Raw genomic sequence first — 16,945 nt, 5'->3', positions numbered from 1 at the left:
CTTTGGTTTTATTTTTGTGAAAATAAAACCCATCTGTTCAATTCAGCCATGTCCATTTTGTTTTCATGTATCCTCGCTCCAGCAGCAAAGAGTTACACGATACACCTTATATATAAGGAACAAAATGAAACACGGAAGCAGAACAAAAAGGCTGCAATATTTCACACAAAGTCGATTATATAATGTCCTAGGGTTAAAGTCAACCACATATGGACAGGCTTAAAATGAATTTAAAACACATACCGGGATATAGTCCTGTTTTTATGATATAATTAGGAAAATAAGATTAGATTTCAATGGATGTTTTTGGGTGATATTAATGAATAGACAAACTGAAGACCTATATCTATCTTTTCATCAGGAGATTCTCCAATTTTTGTTAAAAAAGCCGGCTCTTTCATACAATAACTCTGTCGTTTGGCTGAAAGAGGCAGCAGAGTCATTTTTCTCGCCGATTTCCTTGACTTTGCAAGCCTCTTCTCATAAGCCGGCGAAGCTGAAAGACCGTAACGATTCAATCAGCTGTATCAATGATTATTATACCATTATAACAATAGAAAGAAACAGTAAATATATCGAACTTATAAGTCTAAAGAATCGTAAAATACCGAAAAATCTGGCTGAATCGATTTATATGTTTTTGAAACATTGTACAGAGCTCGAAAAAACACATAGGGATACGCTTCGCAAAACAAGAATTTATAAAGAGACGGAACGGGTTCATGGGCTGATGGATCAAGAAAAAGTTCTCAAAACGATGCTCGAGAGTTTGAGGGGTATTTTTCCTGATTTAACCTACTGCCTTTTTTTATCCTTTGATCAGGATCAATACATCAATCTTCCTGCAAAAGAAATCGATGTTCAAAATGAGACGACTGATCCCTTTGCATTGGAGGCTTATTTGTCAGGGAAGCGGAAGCAGAAGGATGATTCAATCGTTTATATTCCGATTAAAGGAAGACAGGGGACTTACGGTGTTTTGAAAGCATCGGGACCCGATGCTGCCGGAATGGCTGAGGAAATATGCGTCATTTCGAATGCGGCAGGTACAGCCTTTGAAAATTCCCGGCTCTATGAGCAATCCAAAAATATGATTTCGAATTTGGAGCTGATCAACGAAACCTCCCATCAGCTGAACAGGACAAAACAGCTTCCTGATATGATGAAAAACTTGTCCGACAGGCTGATCGGCTCATTCGGGGCTGAGGAAGTCGGCTTTTTTTATCACAATCATTTGGAAGAAGAGAATTTGCTGCCAGGGAGCACAAGCTTTTTTGAAACGGATGCAGCAGATCCTTATATTCGCTATGTTAAAGAAAAAGTATCCGAAGAGAACGGAGTGTTTGTCGGAAACGGCTCTACACTGTTCGGACAGGACGGATATGCTTCATTAATGGGTGTTCCTATGCTTGAAAATAATGAAAACAAAGGGTTTGTCATCGTTTTGAAAAAAAACGCCTGTTCGTTTACTTTTGAGATGTTCAAGCTGTTCCAGACGCTTATCAGGCATTCCACTCTGGCCGTTTCAAATTCAATGCTTCGCGATCGGCTGAAGTATCTTGTTCAGACGGATCGCCTGACAGAGCTATATTCCAGAAGCTTTCTTGATGAAAAGATTCAACACAGCATGAAGGCTGACCAAAGCGGAGTGTTTTTGTTAATCGACATTGATGATTTTAAACAGATCAATGACACCTACGGACACCAGAAAGGCGATGAGATTCTCATCCAAGTGTCCCGGGCGATTCAGCGAAACATTCGCGAGCAGGATGTCGGGGCAAGGTGGGGCGGAGAAGAGCTGGCGATATACCTTCCGAAAGCCGATTTGCATGCTGGGAAAATGCTGGCAGGCCGATTGATTGCGCTTGTCAGGGAGTGCACGAATCCGCAAGTCACGATCTCCTGCGGGATATCCTGTTGGTCAATGAATTGTCCGAAAACCTTGGCGTCTCTTGTAAAACAGGCGGATATTGCCCTGTACGATGCCAAGCGAAACGGTAAAAACAAACTTAGCGTCTACAACGCTTCTTCATGAAAAAAGAGCCGGTTTTACCGGCTCTTTTCGCTTAAGCGTTCTCCAAGTTTTTCGGTGAATTTTTTCAAGTAAAGTTCATCGGTTTCATCGAAACGGTTTTTAATCGGGCTGTCTATATCAAGCACTCCGACCATCTCTCCGTTGATTTCAAGAGGGATCACGATTTCGGATTGTGATGCCGCATCACATGCGATATGTCCCGGGAAGGCGTTGACATCGGCAACGCGTTCGATCCGGGCGTTTGCATAAGCTGTGCCGCAGACCCCTTTTCCAACCGGAATCCGCACACAGGCAGGGAGCCCTTGGAATGGCCCGAGCACAAGCTCACCGTCTTTGGCGAAATAAAAGCCGGCCCAGTTGATGTTTTCCAATGAGTGATACAAGAGTGCGGAGGCGTTCGACACATTCGCTATCAAATCGGTTTCGCCTTCTGTGAGCGCATCGATTTGTTTGAGAAGCAGCTCGTATTTTTTTTCTTTGCCGCCTTCTGTTTTTTCGACATGAAACATTGTATTTCCCTCGCTTTTTCTTTAAAATGCCAATTTTGCGCTTGGCGTGATGCTATTTGTCGAGCACTTTTTACAGGAACAATCCCAGATGAAGTGGAATTGTTTTAAGTAAGAAGGGGTGAAGCAAAATGGGATCAAACTCTTTTTTAACCACAAAGGACAGGATCATCGAATCCGCTATTGCGCTGTTTAACCAAAAGGGGTTTACAGGAACGTCCGTCCGTGAAATTGCAGCAGCAGCGAATGTCAATGTGGCCCACATCTCCTATTATTTTAACGGAAAAGGCGGTTTGATGGAGCATTTAGTATCCCGTTTTTATGAAGGCTATTTAAAAATCCTTGAGAACGGCCATGAGCGTCTTCAGGACCTCAATGCAAAAGACTGCCTTCTTCAATTGGTTTTTGATATTCTATCGTATCAGCATGAACACCGTCAATTAACTCGATTCGTCTACCGTGAAGTGACGATTGATTCGACGCTGATCCGCGAAGTGATGTCGACATATTTGACAAAAGAAAAGTACATTCTCCACCTGATCATCGAAAAAGGAAAACAGGACGGTGAATTCTCCCGTTTTCCGCTTTCTCATTTTATGATTCAGCTGAAGTCCCTTTTGATGATGCCCTATCTGCAGCCTCAGTATATCTCTGAAGTGCTTTATCTGCAGCCTCATGAACCTTATTTTTATCAGGCGTATTATAAAGAGGTGAAAACTTGGATCATCAGCCTCTTGTACAGAGAACAGCAGCACATTGCCGCCATTTAGCCAAAGCGGCGTTCAAAATGTTCGTAACCAAACCCGGCATCCTTAGCTTGATGGGCATCAGACCCATAAACAAGCGGGATGTTTTTTTTCGCCGCTTCCTCGATCATCCACTCTTCCAAATAAATGTCACCGGCATAAGGCTTGCGCAGACCCGCTGTATTAAAATCGAGCTCAAGGCCGCGTTTTGCGGCTTCGTCCAAACAGGAGGAAGCCAGCCTCCGGACAGGTTCAGACATGGAATAAGGGTAGAGCTGAACAAATTTTTTCACCAGCGTTATATGGCCGATTCGTTTTGGCTTATAGGTGCCGAGCGGTGATACAATGGAAGAAAAGATTTCCTGAAAATAGGTTAGGTACACCTGCTCGATGCTCCCATGACAGTCAATCAGGTTTTGGAATGCATCTTCATCATAATCAAGGCAGATGTGTGAGGAGTCCGCCGGCAAAAAATGAACCGAAAGGATGCTGTCGTCAAGGAAAGACCCGTACGTATCAAGAAACGTTTTGATTTCATGCTCAAAGGCGCGGATATAGTCAACTTCCAGGCCGATCAAAATATCGATCTGTCCTGTATACTCTTCCTTCAAGCGCTTGAGGATTCCAAGGTAATCCTCAAGGGCGGACATCGGTATGGCGCTGTCTTGTTTGGGGGTCGGATCGATGAAAGAGGGCGGAAGCGGAGCATGCTCCGTAAAGGAAACGGAATCGAAGCCTTTTTTGCATAATTCTTCTATATAATATCTGAATTGATCGTTTGATCCGTGCGGACAAAAAGGAGAATGAACATGACCGTCTCGTTTCAGCATGATGTCACCCCGTAAAAAAATAGTCAGATGTTGTCACTTTGATGTAAAAAAATTAAAAATTCTGCTCAAAAAATGTTGGTTACATGGTATCATAAGAACAATGAAAACGATAGCTAAACTTTTAGTTTTACATACAATTTCAAATATCATACCCTGACAGAACAAGTTAAACAGCAAGGGGGCTCATTATGGAGTTTGTCATCGGCTTATTGGCGTTATTTTTAATCTTATTCGCTACAGGCTACTTATTCAGGAGAAATATATATAAAGAAATTGACCGTTTGGAAGCGTGGAAAATTGAAATACTGAACCGTTCAATTGTGGAAGAGATGTCAAAAATCAAGCATTTAAAGATGACGGGTCAGACGGAAGAGTTCTTTGAGAGATGGCGCAATGAATGGGATGAAATCGTGACTGCGCACATGCCCAAAGTTGAAGAGCTGCTGTTTGAGGCGGAGGATTGCGCCGACAAGTACCGCTTTCAAAAATCAAAGCAGGTGCTCGCCCACATCGAGAACCTGTTGTCGGCGGCTGAATCCAATATTGAAGAGATTTTAAAGGAAATCGCCAATCTCGTCTCAAGCGAAGAACAAAACCGCAAGGAAATTGAAGAAATTAAAGAGCAGTATACAAAAATACGCAAAAATCTGTTGGCTTACAGCCATCTATACGGAGATCTCTATCCGAAAATAGAGGCGGATCTTGATTCGGTGTGGGAAGGAATTAAACAGTTCGAAGCCGAAACAGACGGCGGGAACTACATAGAAGCAAGAAAAGTGCTGCTTGCGCAGGACCGCTTGCTTGAAGAGCTTCAATCACATATAGACGACGTGCCGAAGCTGCTTGCCGGCTGCAAACAGACGGTGCCGAACGAGCTGGTGAAGCTGAAAGCCGGCTATCAGGAAATGATCGATAAAGGCTACAAGCTCGATCATATTCAAATTGAAAAGGAACTGGAAAACCTTGAAAAAGAACTGAAACGCGCGGAAGATGCGCTTTTGAGCGAGCTGAATTTGGAAGAAGCCGCTGCGACGATGCAGATGATTGAAGAAACGATTCAGACGTTGTACACCCAGCTTGAACAAGAGGTCGAAGCCGGCAGGGTGATCCTCGCTAAAATGCCTGAGCTGGCCGCCGCATTGGAAAAGCTTGAAACCAACAAGCAGGATACAAAAGCAGAGACCGATCTTGTGAAGGAAAGCTATCGGCTTTCAACGGGTGAACTGGAGAAGCAGCAGTCGTATGAAAAGCGTCTTGAACTGATAGAAAAACAATTTGAACAGGTAAAAGAGAGGCTTGATCAGAAGCATGTCGCATACTCCCTCCTGAAGGAAGAGCTTCTGGACATCGAAAAGCAGCTGGAAGCGGCTCAAAAGGAGTATGATGAGTACAGAGACATGCTGCAATTGCTGAGAAAAGAAGAACTCCAGGCGAGAGAGCTCCTTCAGCAGTTGAAGCAGACGATTACACATACCGCAAGGCGCTTGGAAAAAAGCAATGTACCGGGAATTCCGGCATCTATAACAGAAAGAATAGAGCAGTCCCGCTCCGCCGTACAAAAAGTGAATGAGCAGCTGCAAATGCTGCCGCTCAACATGGAGGCGGTCAACGAGCGTTTACAGGGCGCTGAGAGCCTTGTCACAGAAGTGAAACAAGAAACAGATGATTTAGTCGATAAAGTAAGGATGATCGAGCGCATCATTCAGTACGGCAACCGCTTCAGAAGTCAGAACCATGCGCTTTCTGAGCAGTTGAAGGAAGCGGAGAACCGCTTCTACTCCTATGAGTATGATGAAGCTTACGAGTTAGCCGCAAGAGCGGTGGAAAAAGCGTCTCCCGGAGCGGTAGGCCGTTTGGAAGCAGAGGCGCGCGACACTGAATAAAAAGACCGGCACTTCTAGAAAGTGCCGGTCTTTTCGATTTCCCCTCATCAAAACCCCTCCGCATCACACGGAGGGGTTTGTTGTCTGCATCAGCTTACTTTTCTTAAACGGTCGGCCTGTGAAGGGATGAAAAAGGTCGTAATATATCCGATTACAGCACCGATGAGGGCCGGAACAACCCAGCCGACACCGTTAGAGTAGAGCGGAATGTATTGGCCTAAAATGTCATTAAGCGGTCCTAACGGAATTTTAGCAGCGTTTAAACCGTCAATAATACTGAAAATTCCGGTCGGAATTAGGGCGCCGATATACACTTCGCGCCGTTCTTTAAACAGCTTGTCAATAAATGAAAACAATACAACGACGATGGCAAGCGGATAAATCGCCGAAAGAATCGGCACGGAAAACGAAATGATTTCAGTCAGACCGAAATTGGAAATCGCAAGACTGAAAAGAGTGACGATGATCACGACAGTTTTATAGGAAAGCTTTGGAATCAGCTTTGAAAAGTACTCGCCGCAAGAAGAGACAAGTCCTACACTCGTCGTCAGGCAGGCGAACAAAATCGCGATTCCGAGAACGGCATTGCCGAGTGATCCGAATAAATACGCCGAAGCTTTTGACAGGATTTCCCCGCCGTTATCCAGTGATCCCACTGTATCAACACTCGTGGCTCCCAAATAAGCGAGTGAGACATATACCAATCCAAGACCGACGGCAGCCACAACCCCTGCTTTGATGCAGGAAGCGGCAATTGATTTAGGGTTTGTTACACCGCGATCTTTAATCGCATTGATGACAACAATTCCAAAAACGATCGATGCAATGGCATCCATTGTTTTATAGCCTTCCAAAAATCCGACGAACAGCGGTGCGGACTGATAAGCTTCTGTCACAGAACCAATGCTGCCCATCGGCGTCACAAACGCTTTAATGACTAAGATGGCGATGACAGCCAATAATATCGGTGTCAATATTTTGCCGATCCGGTCAACAAGCTTGCTTGGATTTAATGCTAAAAAGTATGTGATACCGAAGAAAATTAAGGTAAAAATAAACAGGTAAAGATTTGATGAATGTTTTCCTAAAAAAGGTTCAACAGCGATAACATACGAAACGTTCCCCGTTCTCGGGATCGCAAACAACGGTCCGATCGTTAAATAGATGCTGACGATTAAAATCGTTCCGAAAACCGGGTGCGCTTTGTCGGCCAATCCTTTTGCGCTCCCGGTCAGAGCGACCGCAATAACCCCAAGCAGCGGCAGCCCGACGCCTGTGAGCAAGAATCCGGTGATGGCCGGCCATACATGTTCTCCCGCAGCCTGACCAAGCTGGGGAGGAAATATCATATTTCCCGCTCCGAAAAAGAGAGCGAAGAGCATGAGCCCGATCGCAGTCGTTTCCTTAGCGGATAGTGAAGTTTTCATTAAAAAGAACCTCCTGGCGATGTTTAAATTTTCTGTCAATTAGTTTTGCGATATAGTATGACAAAAGTCCAAAGACTATTATATTTTAAAAATCAGAGAAGTCAAACACTTTTATTTTTAATTTTCAATTACAAGTTGTTATGATAACATATACAGTCATGAAAAAGAACGTTCAATTTTAAAGGAGAAGGTCATGATTTATCTTGATAACAGTTCGACAACCAAACCTTATCAGGAAATATTACAAATTTATGAACAAGTAAATCAGCGCTTCTTTGGCAATCCTTCGTCATTGCACCGCCATGGTGTTGAAGCAGATCAATTATTGACTGAGGCGAGACAGCAGATCAAATCGGCTCTGTCTCTCAGCCGCTATGATGTCGTATTTGCATCAGGTGCATCAGAAGCCAACAATATGGCGCTCAAAGGAACGGCACTGGCTCATCAGCATAAGGGAAAACATATCATCACTTCTTCCATAGAACACCCTTCAGTCTCAGAATCATTGGAGCAGCTGAAGGAGGCGTTCGATTTTGAGGTCACATATCTCCCTGTTGACGGCCAGGGCTTTGTTTCACCCGAACAGTTGGAAAAAGCGCTTCGCAAAGATACGATTCTTGTCAGCGTTATGCATGTCAATAATGAAACAGGCGCCATTCAGCCGATAGAAGAAATCGGAAGAATCGTTAAAGAAAAGAGCCGTGCATACTTTCATGTTGATTATGTTCAAGGCATCAACAAGGTTCCTCTCGACATCACCCGTTCAGCGATTGACCTTTGCACGATCTCAGGCCATAAATTTCACGGGTTAAAAGGAACCGGCGCCCTTATACTAAAAGAGGAGCTTACGCTTTTTCCGTTAATCTCGGGCGGAGAACAGCAAAACAACCGAAGAGCCGGAACCGAAAACACCGCAGGCGCAGTTTCGCTTGCAAAAGCCGTCAACATGTCTTCAAAGGATTATGACGATTATATAGAAGAAATGAAAGCGGCAAAATCGGACATGATCAGAGAGCTAAAAGAGATAAAAGGTGTGATATTAAATACGCCGGAAACCGGCAGTGCGCCGCATATTATTAATTTCTCCGTTCCCGGAATGAAAGCTGAAGTTCTCTTGCATATGCTTGAAGAACGAGATATTTTTGTATCGACGACATCCGCATGTTCATCAAAACAGCATAAACCAAGCAAGGTGCTGTCAGCCATGGGCAAAGGGGACGAGGCCGCCAAAAGCAGCATCAGAGTCAGCCTGACTTACCGCGATGGCAGAGAAACAGTCGAGCCGTTTATGACGGCCTTAAAAGAAAGTTTACACAAATTAAAAGGAATTATGAGGTAGGGAAACAGATGAAATACGATTACATTTTAATCCGCTTTGGTGAAATCTCAACAAAAGGAAAGAACAGACGGCTTTTTGTCGACCGGCTGAAAAGGAACATGAAAATGGTCCTCCGCGATTTTAAGAACATCCGTTATGAGTCAACCCGTGACAGAATGACCCTGATGTTAAACGGCGAGGATGCGGAGCCCGTCATCGCCCGCTTAAAGCATGTGTTCGGGATTCAGTCCTTCAGCCTCGCCGTCAAATGCGAGACAAACTTGGACAGCATAAAAGAGACGGCTCTCGCCTCTGTTCAACAGCAATACAAGCCTGGGGACACATTTAAAGTATCCACTAAAAGAGCCTATAAGCAGTTTGAATTAAACACGAATGAAATGAATGCCGAAATCGGCGGTCATATTTTGCGAAATACAGACGGCCTGTCCGTTGACGTTCACTCGCCTGATATCCATTTAAGGATCGAGATCAGAGAGGATGCCACTTATTTGACATTCAGGGATGAAAAAGGCGCCGGAGGTCTGCCTGTCGGAAGCGGAGGAAAAGCGATGCTGATGATCTCGGGCGGGATTGACAGCCCTGTTGCCGGCTTCTACGCAATGAAGCGCGGACTTGAAATTGAAGCCGTCCACTTCTTCAGCCCGCCATACACAAGTGAACGGGCCAAGCAAAAAGTCATTGATCTGACCGAGCGTCTCACAGCGTTCGGCGGGGACATCAAGCTTCATATCGTTCCGTTTACAAAAACGCAGGAACTCATTCAAAAACAAATTCCGGAAAACTATTCGATGACTGCGACGCGCAGACTCATGCTGCAGATTGCAGACAAGCTTCGCGAACGGCATAATGCCCTGGCCATCTTTACCGGAGAAAGCCTCGGGCAAGTGGCAAGCCAGACGCTGGAGAGCATGTATGCCATCAATGCCGTTACGAGCACACCGGTTTTGCGGCCGCTGATCGGAATGGATAAAACAGAGATCATCGAAAAAGCGAAAGAAATCGACACGTATGATATCAGCATTCGTCCATATGAAGACTGCTGCACGATCTTTACTCCTACAGCGCCGAAAACACGCCCGAAAAAAGAAAAAATCGAGCACTTTGAAAGCTATACGGATTTTGAACCGCTCATTCAAGAAGCGGTCGAAAAAACGGAAACGATCGTATTAAGCAGCAAAAAAGAAGCGAAAGATAAATTTGCCGACTTTTTTTAAAGCTGTTTAGCGGCACACCGTTTTGTCTGTTTTTATTGCATACAATTACCAATCATTATTTGCATGAAGTCATGTGTTTTTACACAATCTATACTCACAAGGAGGTGAGAACACATGGCTCAACAAAACAGACAAAACAGTTCTAACCAACTATTGGTTCCTGGCGCTGCTCAAGCTATCGACCAAATGAAGTTTGAAATCGCTTCTGAATTCGGCGTTAACCTTGGTGCAGACACTACTTCTCGTGCAAACGGTTCAGTTGGAGGAGAAATCACTAAGCGTTTAGTTTCTTTCGCTCAACAGCAAATGGGTGGACCACAACAATAACCTGAAAATTGAAAAGCAATGGATAATGGGTGGGGTTTTCCCCACTCTTTTTATATTGGCAAAAAAGGAAAATGGTTCAGAATACATAAAGGGTTATGTATAATAGAAAGACGGCAAAAGATGAGAGGTGTATGCGTTGAGAAGAGAAGATTTGATAGCGCCGCTTAAGTACAATGCGGTTGATGAAATTGAAAAGTTTAAGGCTTCTTCAAATAAAACGGCTTTCATTTGGGAAGATGAAGCAGGGCGCAAATTGTCGTGGACCTATCATGATCTGATCGAAAAGGCGGATAAAATCGGCAGCGTTTTAACGGGGAAGGGACTGAAAAAAGGCGACAAGCTGATCGTGATGATGCCGCGCGTTTTGGAAACGTATGCTGTCTACATGGCGATTTTAAAAGCGGGAATGGTGGTCATCCCTTGCTCTGAAATGCTTCGGGGAAAAGACTTGGAATATAGAATCAAACATGCCGGTGTAAAGGGGGCAATTGTCTATTCGTCATTTGCCGATTCTTTCCGGGAAGTCGAGTCTGTCGGTGGGCTGACGGCATTTTCAGTCGGAGAAGGCCAAGAAGGATGGATCGATCTTTCTAAAGAAATGGACCAAGCAAACGGAGCGGAATTTCAAGCTGCGGATACATCCCGGGATGATATTGCATTTATTTCCTATACATCAGGCACGACAGGTCAGCCGAAAGGCGTCGTTCATACACACGGCTGGGCGTATGCCCATTTAAGAACGACGGCTGCCGCATGGCTTGCGATCGAAGAAAACGACCTCGTCTGGGCGACGGCTGGACCCGGATGGCAAAAATGGGTGTGGAGTCCCTTTTTAGCCGTACTGGGAAGCGGTGCGACAGGATTTGTCTATCATGGAAAATTCGATCCGGAAACCTATTTGGAGCTGATGGAGCGCTATCAAATCAATGTGCTGTGCTGCACCCCGACAGAGTACAGGTTTATGGCGAAGGTCAATGATTTGTCAACCTTTGATCTTTCATCCGTACATAGCGCGGTTTCAGCGGGTGAACCTTTAAACAGGGAAGTCATCGACACGTTTAAAAAGCATTTTCATGTGGATGTGCGCGACGGATACGGACAAACGGAGAGCACGCTGCTCGTCGGTGTGCTGAAAGGGATGGAAATCAAGCCTGGAAGCATGGGAAAACCGACTCCCGGAAACATCGTTGACATTGTGAACGTGGACGGGAAAGTCTGCGCCCCGAATGAAACGGGGGATATTGCCGTGCATTTGAGCACACCGGCTTTGTTTAAAGAATATTATCAAGATCCGGAAAGAACGCAACACCAAAGACGAGGGGATTATTTTATCACCGGGGATAAGGGCCGGAAAGATGAAGACGGGTATTTTTGGTTTGAAAGCCGCAGCGATGACATTATTATCAGTTCCGGCTACACGATCGGGCCCTTTGAAGTCGAAGATGCGCTCATCAAACATCCGGAGGTCAATGAATGTGCGGTGGTCGGGAGCCCTGATGACATTAGGGGATCGATCGTCAAAGCGTACGTTGTCTTAAAGGATATGTCCCGTGGGGACGAACGCCTCGCAAAAGAATTGCAAAATCATGTGAAGGCCATGACCGCGCCTTATAAATATCCCCGGGAGATTGAATTCATTGAAGAATTGCCGAAAACGCCTTCAGCGAAGATCAGGCGTTTTGAACTCAGACAACGGGAAATCGCCCGTAAAACGAAAGCTGAATAACCAAACAAGAGGGGGAATATCCTTTGGGGCGTGACTCACTCCGGAACATCGAGAAGGAAATCGCGCTTTTGGTCCGTCTGACAACAGCTTACAGTCCGCGGTTTGGAAATCTGGACCGCTCGGAATATCTGCTGCTGAGTGAGCTTGATAAGCAAAGTCCTCTTGCCATCAACTCGCTGGCGGAAACTTTAATGCTGAACCTTTCGACAGCAAGCCGGCAGGTTTCCGCTTTGGAACGGAAAAAGCTCATCAGGCGTTTTCCCGATCCTAAAAACGGCCGGATCAGCCTTGTCGAAATGACTTCAGAAGGCATTGACACTCTGAACAAAGTGCAAAGAGCCCGCTATCATGTATACACCGAAGTTCTTCAAGACTGGACAAAAGAAGAGCTGAATACGTTGGAAACTCATTTAACCAGGCTGAATCGGGATTTTAAAAAGTGGAGCAAATAATCGGCTAAAGGCTGTTGATCAGAAGATCACCAGCCTTTTTCTTTTTTAAACCTGTTGATTTATTGAAAGAAGGATGTATAATATAACTTGTATTATACAACTTGTATTATGAAATATATAATGAAAGGAGGGGCTCTTATGGGTCCATCCGCTGCGACAATTCAAGGGTCTAAAAAAATGGGCATTCCGAAATATTTTATCATTTCGGTTTTAACGATATTGGCCATTGGCCCGCAATACTTTCTCAATCTTTCCTATACGCTGAGCCAGGTCGTCATTCAAAATGGACTGCATCTGTCACCGGACGATATGCGGATCCCGTCCATTTTGTCAAACCTTGCTTTTGCTCTCGGTGTTCCGCTTGGACGTATATTTTCAAGAAGGTTCGGGATTAGGAACAGCTACTTGACCTTCATCACCTTATTTTTATTTGGTTCACTGATTGACGCGTTTTCAACAGGTTTGCTGTCGCTTATCGCCGGAAGGGTGATACAGGGATTGAGCGCCGGGATGTTATTTTTGACGATTCTCCCTGTCAAATTGATTTCGTTTCCGAACAAGATCCGCAACTTGTTTTTGTTTTTCGTCATCAGCGGATTGTTCGGCGCCTCTGCCATCGGGGCGGTGTTTGGTTCGCTGTCATTGAGCGCGGATGCATGGCGCTGGGTGTTTATATTAAATATTTGTTCGCCTGCCCTTTGTCTGGTGATCGGTTTCTTTTCTTTGCCTAAACAAACAGCAGAAGAGCGGGAGCATCATTCGATTGATAAGACGGGAGTATTGATGCTCTCATTACTCATGATTGTGTTGGCGGTGCCGCTTATCAATTTGCAGAAGACGGGTGTTCACTCTTTTTATGTGTGGCCGTTCTTTTTGGCTGGATTCATCATCTTGGCGTTGTTTATCATCACAGACTTGCGCCCCCCGGATCCGCTTGTGCCGTTTCGTTCGCTGTGGTCTGCAAAAGCCGTTTCCGGGACAGTCATGGCCGTTGTGTCACACATTGCACTCATTGTTTCTCTTGCCGGGATAAACGGATTTTTGGAAAATATTGCAGATGCTTCTTTTGACAATCTCACCCGCTTTTATATGTGTTTTTTCACGGGGATTTTAGCGACAGCCGTGCTCAGCACGCTTTTATATGATCAGGTTGGCGCCGGATTGCTCGGCTGCGTCGGCGCTGTGGAAATGATCATCGTCGGATTGGAATGGAGATCGGTTCAACCGGGTGTTCCGATGGAATCGTTATATCTTCATGCCTTTTTGCTTGGCAGCGGCGTCAGTATGGTATTGGTGTCGGGAGCGCTTGGCACAGCGCTGGCCGGCGATATCCATCAAGCTTCAAAACGGTCGGTTTCGCTTCATTTTATCCGCAATTTCGCCGGCGCCTGGGCTGCGCCGGTGTTCGGCTGGTTTGCTTCAATGAAGAATGCCGTCCACTATGAGATGATCAGGGGCCATGTCAGCGAGACTGATCCTGAAATCCAGCTGGAATTGTCAAAAATGATTCATCATTTTGTCAGCACCGGGCTCTCTCTCGGTGATGCGAAAAACATGGCGGCCTATACGGTTGTTGCGAATGCCAGAAAAGCTTCAGCTCTCGGTGCATATCATGACTTGTTTACCATACTGCTGTGGCTTAGCGTGATCATGCTCGCGGCTTCGATTGGAAAGGCGGCGACCGGAAAGGGAAGATCGCTCGTTCAAAAGCGGCTTCATCTGCCTGAGCCTTCAGCAAATCAACAAAAGGAGATAGGATAAACATGAGTAAAGGACGTTTGGTGATCATCAATATGATCGGTATTATCGCACTTTTAACGCTTATCGCTGTATGCGGGTATTACTATTATCAAAATCAACATTATGTCACGACAGATGAAGCAGAGGTTTCCGCCAACATGACAAAAATAACGGCTCCGGCATCAGGGAAATTAAGCGGCTGGAGTGCAAAAGAAGGTGATCATATTTCAGACGGAGACAAGCTCGGAGAAATATCAGACGGCCAGCAGTCGGTATCCGTCAAGGCTCTATCCGACGGAACACTGGTCAAACATGCAGCCGTCAATCATCAAATCGTAAACGCGGGGGATGTCATCGGCCAAACTGCTCATATGGATGACCTTTATATTACAGCCAATATTAAAGAAACGGAATTGCACGACATCGAAAAGGGCGATAAAGTGGAGATTACAGTTGATGGAGACCCTGATGCAACGTTTGAAGGAAAAGTCGAGGAGATCGGATATGTGACAAATTCGGTATTTTCGATGCTTCCGCAAATCAATACAAGCGGGGACTATACGAAAGTCACCGAAAAAGTCCAAGTGAAGATCTCGATTCAAAATCCGTCCGCCAAAGTGCTGCCCGGCATGAATGCAGAAGTTAAAATTACGCTATAAGTTTCATCAAAAAGAGCAAGACGGGAGTCTTGCTCTTTTTTTAAAAAATTAAAGGAATGTGCGCTTTACTTTTTCCCAGAATGAGTTGTCTTTTAATTTAATCGTTTTGATCACCTTGCCGGAAAGGCTGACCTCGACTTCTTTTACATGCATCGTGCTGAAGGCTTCGTTATCAAGGCCGATGATCGGATAATCATTGCCGTCCTGGACGATTTTTAACGTCAGCTTGCGGTCCGCGCTTAAAATAAACGGAGACCCCAGCGTCCGGTAAGTGTTGTTGTTGAGCGATGCGAGCTCTGTGACTTGTATGCAAGGCAAGAGCGGATCGACAACGGCACCTTCGACAGATTTATTATAGGCGGTGCTGCCCGTAGGAGTAGAGACAATCATACCGTCTCCCCGAAATGTTTCAAAATGAAGATCATCAATAAACACATCCATGACAAACGTTTTGATGATGCTGGAGCGAATGGAGACTTCGTTCAGGCACTGAAAACGGTTGGTTCCGTCGACTGTCACATCAATCAGCGGATATTTTCTGACTTCGATTTGTTCGGAATTTGTCGCTTCAATCATTTTATCGGTGTCATGTATATTAAAATCCGCATATAAATGAGCTTTCCCCTTTTTCGCGATACCCACGTAAAGGCAGTCATCCCTGAAATTCGTTTTTCGCACCGCCTGCAAAAAGGTGCCGTCACCGCCGATGCTTGCGATAATATTGGCATCCTCATGATGATGAACGACGCGAAATCCGTGTTCTCCCGCGAGCTGTTTCAGATTGTTGCACTGTTCGTCGGTTTCTTCGCTTTTTTTGTAAAAGAAATAAATGTTCCGGCGGTCTGTCACAATCATTCTCCCCTTTGTCTGTTGAAGTTTAGATTTTTCTGCCATTTCACATTGTGTTAAAATGACCAGTGACCCTAGTTTACCATGTCCTAAATATTTCTTGTATATGAAGCCATATCATAATGAACTTTTTCTCTTCATATACGTACAAAGACATGCAGCGTTTAAATGTTAAAGGAGGAGAACAAAGGATGAATCCTAAAAGATGGATCGCGCTTGTAATCGCATTGGGGATTTTCGGGTTTTCTGCGGTTATAAGTCTTGTGCTGTCTGTATTTGACAGCTTTGGCGAGGACGGCAAGATGCAGTTTGGACTCAATGACACACAGGAGGAAACGGTGCTTGAACAAGGCAGCTCATCAAGCAAAATCGCCGTGCTTGAAGTGAATGGAACGATCGCCGATAATGGGGGTGCTTCAAGCCTGCTCGGGTCTGATGGGTATAATCACAGAGCATTCTTAAAAACGCTTGAAAAAGCAAAGGATGATTCCGCGGTAAAAGGGATTATTTTGCGCGTCAATTCTCCGGGAGGCGGAGTATACGAAAGCGCTGAGATACATAAGAAGCTTGAAGAAATCAAAAAGGAAACGAAAAAGCCGATCTACGTTTCCATGGGGTCTATGGCTGCATCAGGCGGCTATTATATTTCAACGGCAGCCGATAAAATTTACGCAGCCCCCGATACGCTCACAGGCTCTCTCGGGGTTATTATGGAAAGCCTGAACTACAGCGGACTTGCGGAAAAACTCGGACTAAAAACCGAAACGATTAAAAGCGGAGAATTTAAAGACATCATGTCTCCGACTCGCGACATGACGAAAAAAGAACGGGAAATCATGCAGGGCATGGTCGATGATGCATACGAAGGATTTGTAGATGTCATCGCTGACGGACGCCATATGTCGGAAAGCGATGTGAAGAAAATCGCCGACGGCCGTGTTTACGACGGACGCCAGGCGAAGAAGATCAATCTCGTTGATGAACTCGGCTACTATGAAGATGTGGTGAAAGCGATGAAAAAAGACCATAAAAGCATGGCGGGCGCATCCGTTGTCAGCTATAAAGAATCAACAGGCCTCTCATCGCTTTTATCTATGAGCGCCAACAAAATCTTTAAAAGCGAAGTGGACTTCTTAAACATTAAAGAAGCGATTTCGCAAGCAGGCGCACCGAGAGCGATGTATTTATACGCTAAATAGGAGGGGACCGAAA

Annotated in this window: 15 protein-coding genes; 11 read left to right on the top strand and 4 right to left on the bottom strand. The window is 45.1% G+C overall.

Annotated features, from left to right (window positions below; translation table 11 throughout):
- Nucleotides 1-319: 319 nt before the first annotated feature.
- Complete coding sequence (locus tag ACINLD_RS17195) at nucleotides 320-2,035, top strand: GGDEF domain-containing protein (protein ID WP_410207098.1); 1,716 nt, start codon at nucleotides 320-322, stop codon at nucleotides 2,033-2,035.
- A 14-nt stretch (nucleotides 2,036-2,049) separates the two neighbouring features.
- On the opposite strand, the gene ACINLD_RS17190 is transcribed toward ACINLD_RS17195, so the two are convergent.
- Nucleotides 2,050-2,544, bottom strand: coding sequence for a GAF domain-containing protein (locus ACINLD_RS17190; RefSeq protein ID WP_026588270.1), 495 nt, complete (start codon nucleotides 2,542-2,544; stop codon nucleotides 2,050-2,052).
- 128 nt (nucleotides 2,545-2,672) lie between these two features.
- On the opposite strand from ACINLD_RS17190, the gene refZ reads away from it, so the two are divergent.
- Nucleotides 2,673-3,311 carry a forespore capture DNA-binding protein RefZ gene (refZ, locus tag ACINLD_RS17185; protein WP_077736203.1) on the top strand — a complete coding sequence of 213 codons (639 nt, stop codon included), beginning with the start codon at nucleotides 2,673-2,675 and terminating at the stop codon, nucleotides 3,309-3,311.
- Here refZ and hisJ read toward each other — a convergent pair.
- Nucleotides 3,308-4,117, bottom strand: coding sequence for a histidinol-phosphatase HisJ (gene hisJ / locus ACINLD_RS17180; RefSeq protein ID WP_026588268.1), 810 nt, complete (start codon nucleotides 4,115-4,117; stop codon nucleotides 3,308-3,310). The genes refZ and hisJ overlap by 4 nt on opposite strands.
- A gap of 188 nt (nucleotides 4,118-4,305) precedes the next feature.
- Here hisJ and ezrA point away from each other — a divergent pair, with 188 nt between their 5' ends.
- Nucleotides 4,306-6,000: a septation ring formation regulator EzrA gene (ezrA, locus tag ACINLD_RS17175; protein WP_026588267.1), complete on the top strand. Its 1,695-nt coding sequence runs from the start codon at nucleotides 4,306-4,308 to the stop codon at nucleotides 5,998-6,000.
- 89 nt (nucleotides 6,001-6,089) lie between these two features.
- Here ezrA and brnQ read toward each other — a convergent pair whose 3' ends face one another.
- Nucleotides 6,090-7,427, bottom strand: a complete 1,338-nt coding sequence (brnQ, locus tag ACINLD_RS17170; RefSeq protein WP_026588266.1) for a branched-chain amino acid transport system II carrier protein — start codon at nucleotides 7,425-7,427, stop codon at nucleotides 6,090-6,092.
- Between the two features lie 193 nt (nucleotides 7,428-7,620).
- On the opposite strand from brnQ, the gene ACINLD_RS17165 reads away from it, so the two are divergent.
- From ACINLD_RS17165 to ACINLD_RS17135, 7 genes are all read left to right on the top strand, one after another.
- Complete coding sequence (locus tag ACINLD_RS17165) at nucleotides 7,621-8,766, top strand: cysteine desulfurase family protein (RefSeq protein WP_077736204.1); 1,146 nt, start codon at nucleotides 7,621-7,623, stop codon at nucleotides 8,764-8,766.
- An 8-nt stretch (nucleotides 8,767-8,774) separates the two neighbouring features.
- The gene (thiI, locus tag ACINLD_RS17160; protein ID WP_077736205.1) at nucleotides 8,775-9,980 is read left to right on the top strand and encodes a tRNA uracil 4-sulfurtransferase ThiI; all 1,206 of its coding nucleotides are present in this window, start codon (nucleotides 8,775-8,777) and stop codon (nucleotides 9,978-9,980) included.
- A 114-nt stretch (nucleotides 9,981-10,094) separates the two neighbouring features.
- A complete protein-coding gene (locus tag ACINLD_RS17155) occupies nucleotides 10,095-10,307 on the top strand; it encodes an alpha/beta-type small acid-soluble spore protein (RefSeq protein WP_077736206.1) in 213 nt (70 codons plus the stop codon).
- A gap of 136 nt (nucleotides 10,308-10,443) precedes the next feature.
- Nucleotides 10,444-12,033, top strand: a complete 1,590-nt coding sequence (gene mbcS, locus ACINLD_RS17150; protein ID WP_410207097.1) for an acyl-CoA synthetase MbcS — start codon at nucleotides 10,444-10,446, stop codon at nucleotides 12,031-12,033.
- Between the two features lie 23 nt (nucleotides 12,034-12,056).
- Nucleotides 12,057-12,485 (top strand): MarR family winged helix-turn-helix transcriptional regulator, encoded by a 429-nt coding sequence (locus ACINLD_RS17145; RefSeq protein WP_026588261.1) that lies wholly within the window; start codon nucleotides 12,057-12,059, stop codon nucleotides 12,483-12,485.
- A gap of 138 nt (nucleotides 12,486-12,623) precedes the next feature.
- Nucleotides 12,624-14,246 (top strand): MFS transporter, encoded by a 1,623-nt coding sequence (locus ACINLD_RS17140; protein ID WP_077736207.1) that lies wholly within the window; start codon nucleotides 12,624-12,626, stop codon nucleotides 14,244-14,246.
- 2 nt (nucleotides 14,247-14,248) lie between these two features.
- The gene (locus ACINLD_RS17135) at nucleotides 14,249-14,884 is read left to right on the top strand and encodes an HlyD family efflux transporter periplasmic adaptor subunit (protein ID WP_077736208.1); all 636 of its coding nucleotides are present in this window, start codon (nucleotides 14,249-14,251) and stop codon (nucleotides 14,882-14,884) included.
- A 48-nt stretch (nucleotides 14,885-14,932) separates the two neighbouring features.
- On the opposite strand, the gene ACINLD_RS17130 is transcribed toward ACINLD_RS17135, so the two are convergent.
- Nucleotides 14,933-15,733 (bottom strand): NAD kinase, encoded by an 801-nt coding sequence (locus tag ACINLD_RS17130; protein WP_026588258.1) that lies wholly within the window; start codon nucleotides 15,731-15,733, stop codon nucleotides 14,933-14,935.
- A gap of 191 nt (nucleotides 15,734-15,924) precedes the next feature.
- Between ACINLD_RS17130 and sppA the strand changes: the two genes are divergently transcribed.
- Nucleotides 15,925-16,932 carry a signal peptide peptidase SppA gene (sppA, locus tag ACINLD_RS17125; RefSeq protein WP_026588257.1) on the top strand — a complete coding sequence of 336 codons (1,008 nt, stop codon included), beginning with the start codon at nucleotides 15,925-15,927 and terminating at the stop codon, nucleotides 16,930-16,932.
- Nucleotides 16,933-16,945: the final 13 nt, after the last annotated feature.

This window comes from Bacillus sp. z60-11 (assembly GCF_046464135.1).
Lineage (GTDB): Bacteria > Bacillota > Bacilli > Bacillales > Bacillaceae > Bacillus > Bacillus sonorensis_A.
Note: the sequence above shows the minus strand (reverse complement) of the source record. Positions and strands in the feature narration are given on the sequence as shown.